We start from the raw sequence: 15,966 nt of genomic DNA, 5'->3' as shown, positions 1-15,966 counted from the left end.
TCCTCCTTTTATGGTGTATATTTTCCATCTGAATGCACTGATCCAGCTTTACCTGAATAATATCCACCTATAAGACAATAATATTCGCCTGCTGCCACTCTGTAATCATATAATGCAGTTTTTGTTTTTCCTACACTCTTTTTGCTAATAAGCATTCTGTCTGATATTACTCTTTCAGGGTATTCAGCCTTAAAAGAATGTAACTGCATTTTTGCAACAGAATTGCTAAAATATTTTGGTGACACATAAAAGCATGATTCATACTTATTACCACCATCTTTTTTTACCTTTAACGATTTGTTATCATCTTTTTTTGCAGCACTAGAGTCTTTTGTAACAGTAATATTATATGTTATGGTATTTGCATATGTAGATACTGTTCCGCCAAAAACTATGCATGTACACATAAGTAGTGCAATTAATTTTTTTCTCATATTTTTCTTCTCCTTATACTAATTTTTCATTATCCGGATAGCTGCCCATATAGTAACACCTGAGAATTTTTTTTCAACCAAATTGTAAAAAAACAAGCTCAAATTGTAAAAATTTACAGTTTTAGCAAAAAAATAATGTGGCTTGTGACATTATTAGCACCCAGTGTGGTATCCCTAGTTGAACGTTTTTGTATAATAAGAAATTACGGAAAAATATCTTATTGTATAAAAAAACTCTTAAAATCCAATTTTAAAAAACTGAATTTTAAGAGTTTTTTTACTTTTTGCACATAATAACTTTTACACAAAAATCTTTTTCGGTATAAGAAAAGTCTATATTACTTTCGTATTTTTTTAGTGTATCCTTAATATTTGTAATTCCAATTCCGTGGATTTTTTTGTCGGTCTTGTCCGTTATAAACTTTCCATCTTCTTGTTTTATCTTGCCGTTATAGCTATTGCTAACTTCAATAAAAAGATTTCCCATTTTTAATTCCATATGTATATTTACATATTTTCTACCGTCAGTTTTATCTGCTGCCTCAATTGCATTGTCTAAAAGATTTCCAATAATTGTTATTATATCTTTTGTGTCTATGCTAAATTGCTCTGGAATTACAATCTTACTTGATACTTTAATATTTTTGTTTGTTGCATGGGACAATTTATAATTAATAACACTATCGACTGCTACATTACCACTTTCACTATATAATTCTTCGCTGGAAACTCTGTCCTCTAACTCTGTAATATATTCTTTTGCTCCCTTTCTATCATTTTGCATTATGGCATCTAGTGCCAGCAAATGATTTTTAATATCATGTTTGAATTTTCTTATTTCATTTACATGTTCAGTAGCTAATTCTGCCTGATTTAAATAGTAGTTTTTTTCTTTTTCAAGCAGCTCTAAACGAATCTTTTCATTATAGTAATCATTTAAAATATCATACATAAAAATTATCAAAAACAATATTACAAGCATACACATAACTGAAACAATTTTCACTAGTTCCGGCACGTTTCCATATAAGAATATAACCATTTCCAATGTAATAGCTGCCACACTTAACAGGATAATTATACCACTAAATATTTTAGGCATTTTGAATTGTGTATCAGAAACCTTAAACATTCTTATAATCTCATAAATTATCCACAGCATTATTGCAACAACAATACAAGATAACGCATCACCATTTTGTCCATCCATGGATATTCTTGTTCCTGTAATTTCAAGCATTCCGGTACCTATTAGTTCCGCGCCAAAAAGACATAAGTATATTAGCATTACTGAAATGACTTTATTTAAAATTGTCCCTCCGTAGCATAATGATATTATAAATATTGTAATTAAGCCTACCCCAATATTTACAATAATATTAGGTGCGACTTTGTATTGGATTGCCCCAACTGCAAATTGTAATATATAGGTGCAGCAGGTTATCCACTTGTTTGTTTTTCCCCTGTCCAAAAACATTATCATAAATTTCGATATAACATATAACTGAAATATTGTTGACAAAACATATGATATAGTATAAATTAAGTTTTCCATTTTATCCCTCCATCTTTAAGTATTTCTCTCTTATTTTTTTTCTTCTTGCCTGACTAATTGGCAATTCTCTTCCATCAGCCATAATCACCTTGTCATTATTAAAAATTTTAATAAAAGAATAGTTTACTAAAAATGATTTATGTATAAAGAAAAATTTATTATCTTTAAGTTCCGTGTATATATCCTCTAGTGAACCGTAAAACTCATCGTCTTCTTCTGTTGTTTTTACAGTTATCTTTCGCTTATTTCTTTCAAAATACATTATTTTACTTAATTCAATATTATATGTTGACTTGCTTTTTTGATATGTAAAAAACAATCCTCTGTCTCCATATACATTTAAATAATTGTTTAGAACCTTCTTAATTGCTTCTTCTGTCAATGGTTTAATTAAAAAATCAAAAGGCCTGTTTTCAAAAAGCTCCATTGCATAAGATTTTTTAGAAGATATATACACTATTTGAGCCACATTATTTTCAAGTTTTTTCCTAATATACTTACCTATTTCCACTCCATTCATTTCCGGTATTTCTATGTCTAAAAATATCAAATCGTATTTAACATTTAACATTTTTTCACATAATTCTTTTCCTGAATAGAATGTATAAATCTCTGCTTTTATTTCTGTTTGGTGTAATAGTTTTTCCACAATATGATTTACGCTAGTACACACTTCTTTGTCATCATCGCATATTGCTACTTTTATTCCCATTTTTATCTCCGTTGGTTATTATTGTTATTATTCATTTGCAAATTATTTTTGCCATTACTTTACCTGCGGATTATTTTATCTGTCCCACTTATCACATAAATTTTGAATCTGATTTGTAAATTTAGCTAAATCTTTGTTCGTGCCTCCTTCGCTTCGCTTAATAACTGCAAGCAAACGCTGACCTGCTGCAAGTAAATTTTCGTAAACAGAAGATGCCCTTCTTTCCTTTGCTGATTTTTTCTTAATTGGAATAGGCACTCCCTCTTTGATAATTTCACCTGTCAAAAGGTCAAATTCCGTACCGCTATAAGGAGCATATGTATTAAAACCATGTTCTTTTTCCAAAAGATTAGCAAAATAATCGCACACATTGTCTTCCCCATGAACCACGAAAACTTTTTCAGGCTTAATTTCCATTGCTTCAAGCCATCTTATTAATTCTTTTTGGTCACCATGACCGCTAATTCCTTTAAGGCTTTCAATTCTTGCTTTTACTGCAATTTCTTCACCAAAAAGTTTTACTGAAGTTGCACCTTCAAGAAGATTTCTTCCTAACGTGCCAATCGCCTGATAACCAACGAAAAGAATTGTTGAGTTTTCTTTCCACAGATTGTGTTTTAAATGATGTCTGATTCTACCTGCCTCGCACATACCCGATGCTGATAGAATAACTTTTGGCTTGGTATCCTCATTAATTGCAATGGAATCATTGCTTGTTACAGAAACTTTCAAGCCCTCAAACTGAAGAGGGTTAATTCCATCATTAATCAGTTTCTTCGTTTCCTCATCAAAGCAGTCAACTACATTGTTATTAAAAATATTCGTTGCCTGCACAGCCAACGGGCTATCAACATAAACCCCAAAATCAGGATACTTTTTTATCAAATTTTCTTTTTTTATTATCCTTAAGAAATATAACATTTCCTGAGTTCGTCCAACTGCAAATGACGGAATAACAACATTACCACCTTTTTCAAAAGTTTCCTCTAAAACTTTCGTTAATGTTTTAATGTAGTCTGGTCGCTCTTCATGTAATCTGTCACCGTATGTTGACTCAATCAAAACATAGTCCGCACCTTTTAAAGTTTCAGGATCCTTGATTATAGGCTTGTTAATGTTTCCAATATCCCCAGAGAAAATAATTGTTTTACTTACACCATTCTCCGTAACTTTCATTTCTATACTTGATGAACCTAGTAAATGACCTGCATCTACAAATTTTATTTGAAATTCATCACATACTTTTACAACCTGATTGTAATCTACAGGTATCATCAGCTCGCAAGCGGCCGCTGCATCTTCCGTATTATAAATAGGAACATACTCCTCACGTCCTGCTCTTTTTGCCTTCCTGTTCTTCCACTGTGCTTCAAACTCCTGAATATGCGCACTGTCTCGCAACATAATGTTGCAAAGTTCACAGGTTGCTTTGGTTGCAAAAATCTGCCCCTTAAAACCTTTCTTAACCATCAATGGAATTAAACCTGAGTGGTCAATGTGAGCATGTGTCAGGAAAATGTAATCAATATCCCCTGCGGGAACCGGCAATTCCTGGTTTACATAAATATCCTTGCCCTGCTCCATACCACAATCTACAACTGCTTTCTTGTCACCTACCTGTAAATAGTGACAACTTCCTGTTACCTCATGATCTGCGCCTAAAAATGTGAGAATCATAAAATCGCCCCCTTTGTAAGTTTATTTTTCGTTAGTTTGTTTTGTCTTATTATAAGACTTCTAATCCGTTCCTGTTATGGATTAATTATAACACTTACAAAGACTTTTATGGAGAGTTTTTTGAGTTTTTCTTTTTTCAGAAAATAGTTTCAACTATTTTTTGTATACAACATCAGTCCGGCTTCCTTCCACTCTTCTTGCTTTATAATATGTATATTTTGCAATTTGTTTAAAAGAAATGATATTTTATAAAATTTCATAATCTGCATAAAAGATATTGAACTATTAGTTTTTTCATTGCATAATAGTATTTCAACACATATAAATATTTTTAGTACTAAGTGGTTAAACAGATTTGCATATTAGTTAGATATTTTAAGACTAAGTTGTTAAACAGATTTGCATATTAGTTAGATATTTTAAGACTAAGTGGTTAAACAGATTTGTATGTTAGATAGGTTTGGAAACTAAATTATTAAATAGACATTTACAAAAAGAAAGAAGGTTTTTATGAACGAAGGGACAATTTCTTTAAAAAATAAATTTTTCGGTGACAAGGCTTTTTACAAAATGATTCTTGCAATTGCCGTTCCAATTATTATTCAAAATTTACTGACAAATCTTGTTAGTATGGCTGATAATATTATGGTTGGGCAGTTGGGTACTGACCAAATGTCCGGAGTTGCCATTATAAATCAGCTATTTTTTGTTTTTAATTTGCTGGTTTTTGGTGGTATGTCAGGTGCCGGTCTTTTTTCCGCACAGTATTTTGGTCAGAAAAACAATGACGGTGTGAGAAATGTTTTTAGAATGAAGATTCTTATTGGCATAACAATTATCATTGCATCTCTTGGGGTTATGCTATTTTTACACGAACCTTTGATTAACATGTTTCTCCACGAAGGTAGCGACTCGGGCAACATTGTTGATACTTTCAATTACGCGCGAAACTACCTATACGTGATGGTTATCGGCATTGCACCTTTTGTAGTTTCTAACTGCTATAGCACAACTTTAAAAGAATCCGGGCAGACTATTGTGCCAATGAAAGCCGGAGTTCTGGCTGTAGTTTTTGATATTGTACTGAATTATATTTTTATTTTTGGGAAATTCGGTGTGCCTGCCATGGGCGTTACCGGTGCAGCTATCGCCACTGTTATTTCACGTTTTGTGGAATGTGGCTATTTGGTTGTTTACACCCACACACATGTAAAAGAATATCCTTTTATTAAAAATTGCTACAGAACTTTGAGACTTCCTATGTCACTTGCGAAGAAAATTCTTATTACCGGAACGCCACTTATGCTTAACGAATTTTTGTGGGCTGGCGGACTTACTTTGCAGACACAGGCTTTTTCTACAAGGGGACTTGCTACAATCGGTGGATTGAATATTTGTAATACTTTAGGTAATATTTCAAATTCAATTTTTGTAACACTTGGTACAACCATCGCCATTGTTGTAGGTCAACTGTTGGGTGCTGGCAAACTAAAAGACGCAAAGGTCACAGCCACACGTATGGCAACTTTTTCGTTTTTAATTTCATTAGGCACTGCCGTAATTTTATTTATACTTGGACCGATATTCCCACATTTTTATAATACAACAGGGGAGATTCGCCAACTGGCAACACGTTTCATTTGGGTGGTAGCTCTGGCAACACCTTTTATATCATTCACTAACTCTGAATATTTTATTTTGCGAAGCGGTGGCAAAACTATCATTACATTCCTTTTTGATAGTTGTTTTGTTTGCCTTGTAAATGTTCCGGTTTCAATGTGCCTTGCGAAATTCACCTCCATGAATATTGTAAGCATGTTCCTACTTGTAAACATGTTGGAAGGCATTAAGTCATTTATTGGTTTCGTAATGGTAAAAAAAGACATTTGGCTGAATACAATTGTGGAGTAGAATATGGTTTGTTTACTTAATATTTCTTATTTATGGAATTAGTAGGATTGAGTTTTTGATGAATCTTGTGTAGTTTGTCTACATTATAACATTTGATTATATGAAGAATAGGATTGAATTGTAATGTCTCACTCAATCCTATTCTTATGTTTAATCTATTTCCTATTGTTTTAATCTAGTTTCTAAGTTTGTGATTTAATCTAATTTTTAAGTTTAATCTATTCCCTATCACAGCAAATATTGGTGATTATATTTTCACGCCTTATGCAAATATTGGTGATTATATTTTCACGCCTTATGCAAATGTTAATCATTTATCTTTTTTATCTTATACCAAATATTTTTTTACCAGTTCTTCCAAAATTCTTGTATTAAGCGGACCGTCACTTGTTTCAAATGTCATTAGCAAATTATCACCAGGAAATATGTTATTTTTCTGAAATGTTTCGATTTTTCTTAATGCTTTCCTTGAATACTCGCTGTCGTCCATCATTCCGAAATGTTCCAAATAATATTCTTTTCTAGTTCTAACATTCAAGATTTTGAAATCAGGTACTACATATCCATAGCCTTTCAAATATAACGGTTGCTCGTAAACGTACGGTATCCCCTTCATATATAATTTGTCCGCAATTATTTTTTCTGATTTCGAACGAACCGCCTCTCCCTGTTCAGTAAGTATCTCATTATCTTTATCTGTGAATATGAATTTTTCACTTACTTTACTCATATTTTGTTCTTTTAATTTGTTTTGTTCTGCCTGCCACTTTTCTGCGTACATTTCGTTTGGCATTGTATATGGTTCAACAAATATTTTCTTTTTATCTGATATCTTGTCGTAAGCTTTTAATGTTTCATCAAATTCATATTTATCCAACATATTTCTAAGACACTTTTTATTTTTCTTGATTATAATTTGAACTTTTTTCTCATATTCTTTTTGAGCAAGTTTTTTAATAATACTACGATTCTTTTTATTTATGTATGTTTCCGTACCATCATCTTTTCGCCAATAATACTGAATTGAATTTTTATTTTTACTTATATTAACGTATCCCTCAGGAAGTCTTTCTAATGTTTTTTTATTAGTCTTTTCTATTTCTTCTAACTCTAATTGTTTTTCATATAAGATTTGTTTTAAATTTTCCATGCGCCGTCCTTGTTTATCCTCTATGTTACATCTATTATGTTACATTTATTATATGTTAAGTTGATTTGTTTTTCAAGTGTTATTATTAATTAGATATGTTGATTTTATTGTTTTTAGAAATTTCCACCCCTTCAGCTTGTTATTTTTCCTAGGGGGGTGGAAAGCTGGACTCCCTACACTTTTTCACATTACAATCTTTCTATTTTTTCCACCCTTATGGCTTGTTATTTTTCCTTTTGGGTGGAAAGCTGGACTTCTCACTCTTTTTCTCTCTTCAGTATTTCTCATTTTTCCACCCCTTCAGCTTGTTATTTTTCCTTTTGGGTGGAAATCTGGACTTCTCACTCTTTTTCTCTCTTCAGTATTTCCCATTTTTACACCCTTATGGCTTGTTATTTTTCCTAGGGGGTGGAAAGCTGGACTCCCTACACTTTTTCACATTACAATCTTTCCCATTTTTCCACCCCTTCAGCTTGTTATTTTTCCTAGGGGGTGAAAAGCTGGACTTCTCACTCTTTTTCGCACTACTGTCTTTCTCTTTTTTCCACCCTTAAAAATTATTATGGTTTCTTTAGGGTGTATTATCGCCATAATATTAGTTTTGTTTGCATAACAAGTCAAAAAAATAGGGGCAGCTACGCTGCCCCTAGGTAAATCTCCTACAATTCTACCTTTACTTTCTCTAAGTGCCAGATATCTCTTACGTATTCTTCGATTGTTCTATCTGATGTGAACTTGCCTACGTTTGCTACGTTAAGCATCGCTGATTTTGCCCAACCTGCTTCATCTTTGTAAGCTGCTTCAACACGTCTTTGAGCTTCTGCGTAAGACTGGAAGTCCTTTAAGATGAAGTATCTGTCTGCACAACCTGTTTCTTCCTTTGTAAGAAGTGAGTTGTAAATTGGTCTGAATCTTTCAGGATTATCAGGTGAGTAGAATCCGTTAATTAACTGCATAAGAACTTTTCTAATATCCATGTCTGAATTGAAAATCTGCATTGGATCATATCCACCATTATTTTCGTAACCAATAACTTCGTCTGAAGACATACCAAAGATAAATGCATTTTCCTTGCCAACTTCTTCGACGATTTCAACATTTGCACCGTCCATTGTTCCAAGTGTTAATGCACCATTTAACATGAACTTCATGTTACCTGTTCCAGAAGCTTCCTTTGAAGCTGTAGAAATCTGTTCTGAAACATCTGCTGCTGCAAAAATGATTTCTGCATTTGAAACTCTGTAGTTTTCAATGAAGACAACCTTAATCTTACCGTTGATTGACTCATCATTGTTGATTACATCTGCAACACTGTTGATTAACTTAATTGTAAGTTTTGCAATCTTGTATCCTGCTGCTGCCTTTGCTCCGAAAATAAAAGTTCTTGGAATAAATTCCATATCAGGATGTTCTTTAATCTGATTGTATAAATACATAACATGTAAAATGTTAAGTAACTGACGTTTGTATTCATGAAGTCTCTTAACCTGAACATCAAAGATTGAACGTGGATCTACATCAACTCCATTATGTTTTTTGATATATTTTGCAAGACGAACTTTGTTCTGATACTTAATGTTCATGAACTCAGCCTGAGCCTTCTTATCATCTGCGTATACTTCAATGCCTTTGATTTTTGGAAGGTCTGTAATCCAATCATCGCCAACCTTGTTTGTAACCCATTCAGCAAGAAGAGGGTTTCCATGAAGCAAGAATCTTCTTTGTGTAATACCATTTGTTTTGTTATTAAACTTCTGTGGCATCATTTCATAGAAGTCCTTTAATTCCTGCTTTTCAAGAATTTCTGTATGAAGCTTAGCAACACCGTTTACTGAATAGCCGGCACAAATTGCTAAGTTTGCCATCTTAACCTGACCATCATAAATAATTGCCATCTTAGCAATCTTGTCATAGTTACCAGGATATTTTTCTTCAATTTCAAGACAGAATCTTCTGTTGATTTCTTCAACAATCTGATAACATCTTGGAAGTAATCTTGAGAATAATTCAATAGGCCATTTTTCAAGAGCTTCAGCCATAATTGTATGGTTTGTATAAGCTACACACTTTGTAGTAACTTCCCAAGCTTCATCCCATTCTAAATAATAAACGTCCATTAAAAGTCTCATTAATTCTGCAACTGTTAATGTTGGATGAGTATCATTCATCTGGAATACTACTTTTTCATGTAATTTCTTAATGTCATCATGCTTCTTTAAATACTTCTTAATTGCTGTCTGAAGTGAAGCTGAAACAAAGAAATACTGCTGTTTTAATCTAAGTTCCTTACCTGCATAATGGTTATCATTTGGATAAAGAACCTCTGTAATTGTCTTAGCAAGGTTTTCCTGTTCAACTGCTGCCATATATGAACCCTTGTCAAATTCTTCAAGGTTAAAATGAACAACTGGTTCTGCATCCCAAATACGTAATGTATTAACAACATTGTTGCCATATCCTACGATTGGCATATCATAAGGAACAGCCATAACTGCCTGATAACCTTCCTGACCATAATAATCACGTCCGTCTCTGTGATCAATCTTAACAGTACCACCAAATCTAACTTCACAAGCATACTCTTCACGCTTGATTTCTAATGGATTAATATGTCTTAACCAATCTTCAGGAATTTCTTTCTGATATCCATTTTCAATCTTCTGCTGGAACATACCGTATTTGTATCTGATTCCACATCCATATGCAGGATAATTTAAAGTTGCAAGACTGTCTAAGAAACAAGCTGCAAGACGACCTAATCCACCGTTACCTAAAGCTGCATCAGGTTCCTGGTCTTCAATTACGTTTAAATCAAGTCCAAGTTCCTCAATTGATTCTTTAATTTCATCTCTTGCAGATAAGTTAATAATCATGTTACCTAAAGCCCTTCCCATTAAGAACTCCATTGATAAATAATAAACCGTTCTGCCATCAGCCTCATCATAAGCCTTCTGTGTAGCAATCCACTGGTCAATAACGATATCTTTTACCGCATAAGCAACACATACAAATTTGTGTCTGTCACTTACTTCATCTAAAGTCTTACGGTAAAGCATCTTTGCCTGATCTTTTACACGCTTTTTGAATTCTTCCTTGAATTCTTCTTTTTGAATTCTGTCCATTGTTTTAGTCATAAACCCCTCTCCTATCCTTATTATTTGGTAACATACAATAAAATTCATCTATCTTTTGCAAAATATATGTGCTGCTGTTTTCCCAATATGATTTCGATATCCAAACACCACAATCCTAATTATGATGACTGTTCCATGCTTAGCACTCCTTCGATTTTCCCCAAAGAATCACATATTACCAAGCTTACACTTCACTTATATGCTAATATTAAATGTGTACCAACATATATATCCTATATGCTAATATTAAATGTACACCAACATATAACACAACTTATATCGATAAATTCTATACATATGCTGTTGCGTATATTCGTATAACACGCATAAAGGAACGATTTACACCGTTCCTTTATAAATTTATATTCTGTTCAAATAACTAGCCTACTATGAGTTTTTTTCAACGCTTAATGTAACCTTTTCGCCATTAATGTTCCATTCCTTCTCATACCCTTTTATTGTATCAAATTCGACATTATCTGCCAACACTTCTGACTTAATTTCATCAATATTACGTTCTACAACGTCCTTAACCTTGTCATTATTAGCAACATTCACAACGATTTTGTCCATTACTTCGAATCCAGCTTCTTTTCTCATTGTCTGAATCTTGCTGATTACTTCACGAACAAAACCTTCTTCTAATAATTCATCACTTAAGTTAGTGTCAAGAACTACTGTAACGTCGCCATCTGCTTCAGAAACATAACCTTCAACCTGAGCCATGTCGATAAGTAAATCTTCTTTTTCAAGAACAACTTCATTACCGTCAAAGTCAAATGTAAGAGGTTCGCCGGCATTAATCTTATCCATAGCACTGTTTCCGTCAAGGCTTGCCAATGCTTCCTTAATCTTGCCTAAGAACTTACCATATTTTGGTCCAACAGTTCTAAGCTGTGGCTTAAATGAGTATGATGTGAATGCTCTAACATCATCAGTAAACTCTACTTCTTTTATATTCAATTCTTCTGTAATAATTTCCTGGAAAAATTCAGGTAAATCAAAATCAGCCTTTACAAACATTTTGCCAATTGGCTGTCTGTTCTTGATGTTTGACTTATTTCTACAAGCACGACCAAGAACTACTACCTTAAGAACTCTTTCCATATTTTCTTCTAATTCTTTATCAATCTGAGCTTCATTAACTTCTGGGAAGTCACAAAGGTGAATTGATTCTTTTGCACTTGAATCCACACTTCTAACTAAATTCTGGTAAATGTCTTCAGTCATAAATGGAATCATAGGTGCTGCTGCCTTTGATACAGTAACAAGTGCTGTATAAAGTGTCATGTAAGCATTAATCTTATCCTGTGGCATGTCTTTTGCCCAGAATCTTTCTCTTGAACGTCTTACATACCAGTTTGACATTTCATCAACAAATTCATCTAACGCTCTTGCAGCTTCAGGAATTCTGTAGTTTCCAAGGTTGTCATCTACAGCCTTAACCATAGAATTCATCTTTGATAATAACCACTTATCCATTACTGATAATTTATCATAATCAAGTGTGTACTTAGTTGGATCAAACTGATCGATTTCTGCATAAAGTACATAGAACGCATAAGTGTTCCAAAGTGTACCCATGAACTTACGCTGTCCTTCTTCTACTGCCTTGCCATGGAATCTGTTTGGAAGCCATGGAGCTGAGTTAATGTAGAAGTACCATCTGATTGCATCTGCACCGTATTTATCAAGTGCTTCAAATGGATCAACTGCATTACCCTTTGACTTACTCATCTTCTGTCCGTTTTCATCCTGAACGTGACCTAAAACGATTACGTTCTTGTATGGAGCCTTGTTAAATAACAATGTTGATTCTGCAAGTAATGTGTAGAACCAGCCACGAGTCTGGTCAACAGCTTCTGAAATAAAGTCTGCAGGGAACTGCTGTTCAAATAAATCTTTATTTTCAAATGGATAATGGTGCTGTGCAAAAGGCATTGCTCCACTATCAAACCAACAGTCAATAACTTCCGGAACTCTCTTCATTGTGCCACCACATTCAGGACATGGCATTGTAATTTCATCAATGTAAGGTCTGTGGAATTCAACAGTCTTAGCTTTTTCGTCACCTGACTTTTCAAAAAGTTCCTGACGACTGCCAATTGACTGCATGCAACCACAATCACACTGCCAAATGTTAAGTGGTGTTCCCCAATAACGGTTACGGCTTACGCCCCAGTCCTGAACATTTTCAATCCAGTTTCCGAAACGTCCCTTACCGATACTTTCAGGAATCCAGTTAATTGTGTTGTTATTTTTAATTAAATCATCCTTAACTGCTGTCATCTTAATAAACCATGATTCACGTGCATAGTAAATAAGTGGTGTATCACATCTCCAGCAATGTGGATAACTATGTTCAAATTTAGGTGCGTCAAATAATAAACCTCTTGCATCTAAATCTTTTAATACTTCAGGATCTGCCTTCTTTACAAATAAGCCGGCAAATGGTGTTTCTTCTGACATTTCACCTTTTTCAGTAACAAGCTGAACAAATGGAAGGTCATAGTTACGGCCAACATTAGCATCGTCTTCACCGAATGCAGGTGCGATATGAACAACACCTGTACCATCTGTAAGAGTTACATAAGTATCACATGTAATGAAGAAACCTTTCTTGTGCTGCTTTTCAGCTTTTTCATGAGCACATTCATATAATGGCTCGTATTCTTTGCCTTCAAGTTCTTTACCTTTGTATGTTTCAAGAATTTCGTATGGTTTAACACCTTCTTCTTCATTTCCAAGGCTACCTAAAACTGTATCTAATAAAGCAACTGCCATGTAATATACATAGCCGTCTGCTGCTTTTACCTTTGCGTAATCTTCATTCGGGTTTACACAAAGAGCAACGTTTGAAGGTAATGTCCAAGGTGTTGTTGTCCATGCTAAAATATATGCATCCTCGTCTTTCGCCTTGAATCTAACGATTGCTGAACGTTCTTTTACATCCTTGTAACCCTGAGCTACTTCCTGTGATGAAAGAGGTGTTCCACAACGTGGGCAATAAGGAACGATTTTGAAGCCTTTGTATAATAAGCCTTTATCCCAAATAGTTTTTAAAGCCCACCATTCTGACTCAATATAGTTGTTATCGTATGTTACATAAGGATTATCCATGTCAGCCCAGAAACCTACAGTACCTGAGAAATCTTCCCACATACCTTTGTATTTCCAAACACTTTCCTTACATTTGTCAATAAAAGGCACAAGACCGTATTCTTCAATCTGGTCTTTTCCATCTAAACCAAGCATCTTTTCTACTTCTAATTCAACAGGAAGTCCATGAGTATCCCAACCTGCTTTTCTTGGAACCATATGGCCCTTCATTGTCTGGTAACGTGGAATCATATCTTTTATAACACGAGTTAAAACGTGTCCAATATGTGGCTTACCGTTGGCTGTTGGAGGTCCATCATAAAATGTATATGTTTCTCCTTCCTTACGACTGTCCATACTTTTCTTAAAAATGTCATTGTCTTTCCAAAACTTTTCTGTCTGCTTTTCTCTCTCAACAAAATTGAGATTAGTTGAAACTTTCTTGTACATTCTGTACTCCTTTCATTTTTATATAGTATTGCTATCTATTTAAGTGTTTAATCATTTGCTCACTACGTATGGGCATGAGCCTTGTCTACTCATAGACCTTTGGTCTATTTCGTCGCCGGCTTCGCCTTATTCAAACACATAAAAATATAAATTCTTGTGCAAGCACAAATTTATATTTTTATGTGTCTGAGCAAGGCTCATGCCCATACGTAAAAAAGGCTTCCGCCCTGTTAAGGACGAAAGCCTGAATTTTCGTTATACCACCTTTAACAGCATACTCGGGAATTCCCTTTATATGTGTTCTCTGTAACGGGAGAAACCGTCAGCGCCTACATTAATATAAACTACAAAAGTCAAAAAACATTTCGGGCTGCAACTCCAGAGTGATTTTCATATATCTGCTACTAATACCCGACTCCCACCAACGTCAAGCTCTCTAAAACGTTCACTGATAAACTACTGTCTCTATCAAAGTCTTTGTTCATTAAATTTTATACATTTGTTATTTTAGTCAATTAATTTAAGAATGTCAACCACTATAGATGCTAATAATTCAAGAAATCTACATAAATATTAATAATTCAAGAGCTCTCTATAAATATTAACAGTTTAAGAAATTAAATTATTGATAATATTTATTAACAGCATCTATTGCCTTACACATATTAACCTCCTGTTCTAATTTTCCAACGTTCCGTCTGTAACAGTATATGTTGGGCTTGATGGTGTAAACAAGTTATTGTCCCAGCCATACGGAAGTGTTGTGTTTCTAAAATATGGATTAGTTGTAGCAACCTTGCTTAAAATATTTTCAAACAAATATTTATGTCCTGAATAGTTTTGTGCTTTACTGTTGCGGTATAAATAATCTGCTACTTCTGCAACCGACATAACAGCAGTTTTCTTTCCGTAAATGATTGTATCATTTCCTGCGGTGTCTGTTGCTATTATAAATGACCTAACAAAAATGGAATTTGTAATCTGTGGATTAATTCCATTCATTGTTACAACATAATATGTATTTTCTGTATCAGTAGTATCCCAATTATTAATTACTGCCCCATCACTTGCTAAAAAGCCATAAGTAACATTACTACCGGCATACTGCATTTTTCCTTCGTAAGAATACTGTTGTCCTGTAACTACATCTGGATTTAAAATTGTATATGCTGTGTTTAAAGCATCATTTTTTCTATAGCCACTTTGGTTCGGATCCAGGGCATATATTATTCCAAATTGTTTAACAGTATATGTGTTACCATCACTTGCTGTAATAGCGCTTCCTACGTTTAGTCCCTTACAAACAGTTCTAAAAGCAATATTTGAATCAGCCCCATTTGTTTTAATTTGGAAACCTTCAACTGCTGAATTATCTGTAGTTAAAACTGAAACAACTTCTACCGCGTCAGATACTGAACCTTCTGACTCCACACCGTTCAATGTGGATGTAACTTTCACTGTGTAAGTTCCATTTTCTGTATCGTCTGCTAAAAGGCTTATCCCTTGATTCAACGATTTATTAAATGTAGCTGCTGTGGTTTTGCCCACAGCTTCTACATTTTGTTTATTAGTAAATGTTAAGGAGCCTACAACTAAAGTTACAACACACACTGTAGATATAATCTTTTTATATTCTTTTCTCATAACATCTGCCCCTTTCCTAATCCAAATCTATTATGGGAGTGGTTGGTCCACCATCAGGTTGTGAAATATCAGCCACTGTGGTAATGTCACCATCCCAGCCATCCATAATATTTTGATTTATGTCAAAACGTGTAACTTCAATTATAGGTTTTTCATATTTTTTTGTGCGACTCACTTAAATACCCTCCTATTAATTGTAT

General features: G+C 33.9%; 10 protein-coding genes and 1 other annotated feature. Of the genes, 1 reads left to right on the top strand and 9 read right to left on the bottom strand.

Annotated elements, in window-relative coordinates:
* Window positions 1-8 precede the first annotated feature (8 nt).
* From DW006_RS10745 to DW006_RS10730, 4 genes are all read right to left on the bottom strand, one after another.
* On the bottom strand, window positions 9-434 hold the full coding sequence (locus tag DW006_RS10745) for a hypothetical protein (RefSeq protein ID WP_118000511.1): 426 nt from the start codon (window positions 432-434) through the stop codon (window positions 9-11).
* A 277-nt stretch (window positions 435-711) separates the two neighbouring features.
* Window positions 712-1,989: a sensor histidine kinase gene (locus DW006_RS10740; protein ID WP_118000509.1), complete on the bottom strand. Its 1,278-nt coding sequence runs from the start codon at window positions 1,987-1,989 to the stop codon at window positions 712-714.
* 1 nt (window position 1,990) lies between these two features.
* Complete coding sequence (locus DW006_RS10735; protein WP_118000507.1) at window positions 1,991-2,701, bottom strand: LytTR family DNA-binding domain-containing protein; 711 nt, start codon at window positions 2,699-2,701, stop codon at window positions 1,991-1,993.
* 75 nt (window positions 2,702-2,776) lie between these two features.
* A complete protein-coding gene (locus tag DW006_RS10730) occupies window positions 2,777-4,378 on the bottom strand; it encodes an MBL fold metallo-hydrolase (RefSeq protein WP_118000505.1) in 1,602 nt (533 codons plus the stop codon).
* Window positions 4,379-4,888: 510 nt separating this feature from the next.
* On the opposite strand from DW006_RS10730, the gene DW006_RS10725 reads away from it, so the two are divergent.
* Entirely contained in the window at window positions 4,889-6,289 is a 1,401-nt protein-coding gene (locus DW006_RS10725; RefSeq protein ID WP_118000503.1) for an MATE family efflux transporter, read from the top strand.
* 328 nt (window positions 6,290-6,617) lie between these two features.
* Here the strand turns inward: DW006_RS10725 and DW006_RS10720 are convergent, their stop codons facing one another.
* The 5 genes from DW006_RS10720 to DW006_RS12105 form a co-directional block, all read right to left on the bottom strand.
* Window positions 6,618-7,439, bottom strand: a complete 822-nt coding sequence (locus DW006_RS10720; protein ID WP_118000501.1) for a hypothetical protein — start codon at window positions 7,437-7,439, stop codon at window positions 6,618-6,620.
* A gap of 659 nt (window positions 7,440-8,098) precedes the next feature.
* On the bottom strand, window positions 8,099-10,573 hold the full coding sequence (locus DW006_RS10715; RefSeq protein ID WP_278286635.1) for a glycogen/starch/alpha-glucan phosphorylase: 2,475 nt from the start codon (window positions 10,571-10,573) through the stop codon (window positions 8,099-8,101).
* A 387-nt stretch (window positions 10,574-10,960) separates the two neighbouring features.
* Entirely contained in the window at window positions 10,961-14,122 is a 3,162-nt protein-coding gene (gene ileS, locus DW006_RS10710) for an isoleucine--tRNA ligase (protein WP_118000499.1), read from the bottom strand.
* Window positions 14,123-14,351: 229 nt separating this feature from the next.
* Window positions 14,352-14,603, bottom strand: a binding site (T-box leader).
* Between the two features lie 197 nt (window positions 14,604-14,800).
* Window positions 14,801-15,766 carry a hypothetical protein gene (locus tag DW006_RS10705; RefSeq protein WP_118000497.1) on the bottom strand — a complete coding sequence of 322 codons (966 nt, stop codon included), beginning with the start codon at window positions 15,764-15,766 and terminating at the stop codon, window positions 14,801-14,803.
* A 16-nt stretch (window positions 15,767-15,782) separates the two neighbouring features.
* On the bottom strand, window positions 15,783-15,941 hold the full coding sequence (locus DW006_RS12105) for a hypothetical protein (protein WP_022165714.1): 159 nt from the start codon (window positions 15,939-15,941) through the stop codon (window positions 15,783-15,785).
* Window positions 15,942-15,966 lie beyond the last annotated feature (25 nt).

Source organism: Eubacterium sp. AF36-5BH, from assembly GCF_003460505.1.
Taxonomy (GTDB): Bacteria; Bacillota; Clostridia; order Lachnospirales; family Lachnospiraceae; genus Eubacterium_G.
Note: the sequence above shows the minus strand (reverse complement) of the source record. Positions and strands in the feature narration are given on the sequence as shown.

Coding starts and splice junctions, on each gene's coding strand:
- DW006_RS10745 (WP_118000511.1), bottom strand. CDS start 434: ATGAGAAAAAAATTAATTGCACTACTTATGTGTACATGCATAGTTTTT.
- DW006_RS10740 (WP_118000509.1), bottom strand. CDS start 1,989: ATGGAAAACTTAATTTATACTATATCATATGTTTTGTCAACAATATTT.
- DW006_RS10735 (WP_118000507.1), bottom strand. CDS start 2,701: ATGGGAATAAAAGTAGCAATATGCGATGATGACAAAGAAGTGTGTACT.
- DW006_RS10730 (WP_118000505.1), bottom strand. CDS start 4,378: ATGATTCTCACATTTTTAGGCGCAGATCATGAGGTAACAGGAAGTTGT.
- DW006_RS10725 (WP_118000503.1), top strand. CDS start 4,889: ATGAACGAAGGGACAATTTCTTTAAAAAATAAATTTTTCGGTGACAAG.
- DW006_RS10720 (WP_118000501.1), bottom strand. CDS start 7,439: ATGGAAAATTTAAAACAAATCTTATATGAAAAACAATTAGAGTTAGAA.
- DW006_RS10715 (WP_278286635.1), bottom strand. CDS start 10,573: ATGACTAAAACAATGGACAGAATTCAAAAAGAAGAATTCAAGGAAGAA.
- ileS (WP_118000499.1), bottom strand. CDS start 14,122: ATGTACAAGAAAGTTTCAACTAATCTCAATTTTGTTGAGAGAGAAAAG.
- DW006_RS10705 (WP_118000497.1), bottom strand. CDS start 15,766: ATGAGAAAAGAATATAAAAAGATTATATCTACAGTGTGTGTTGTAACT.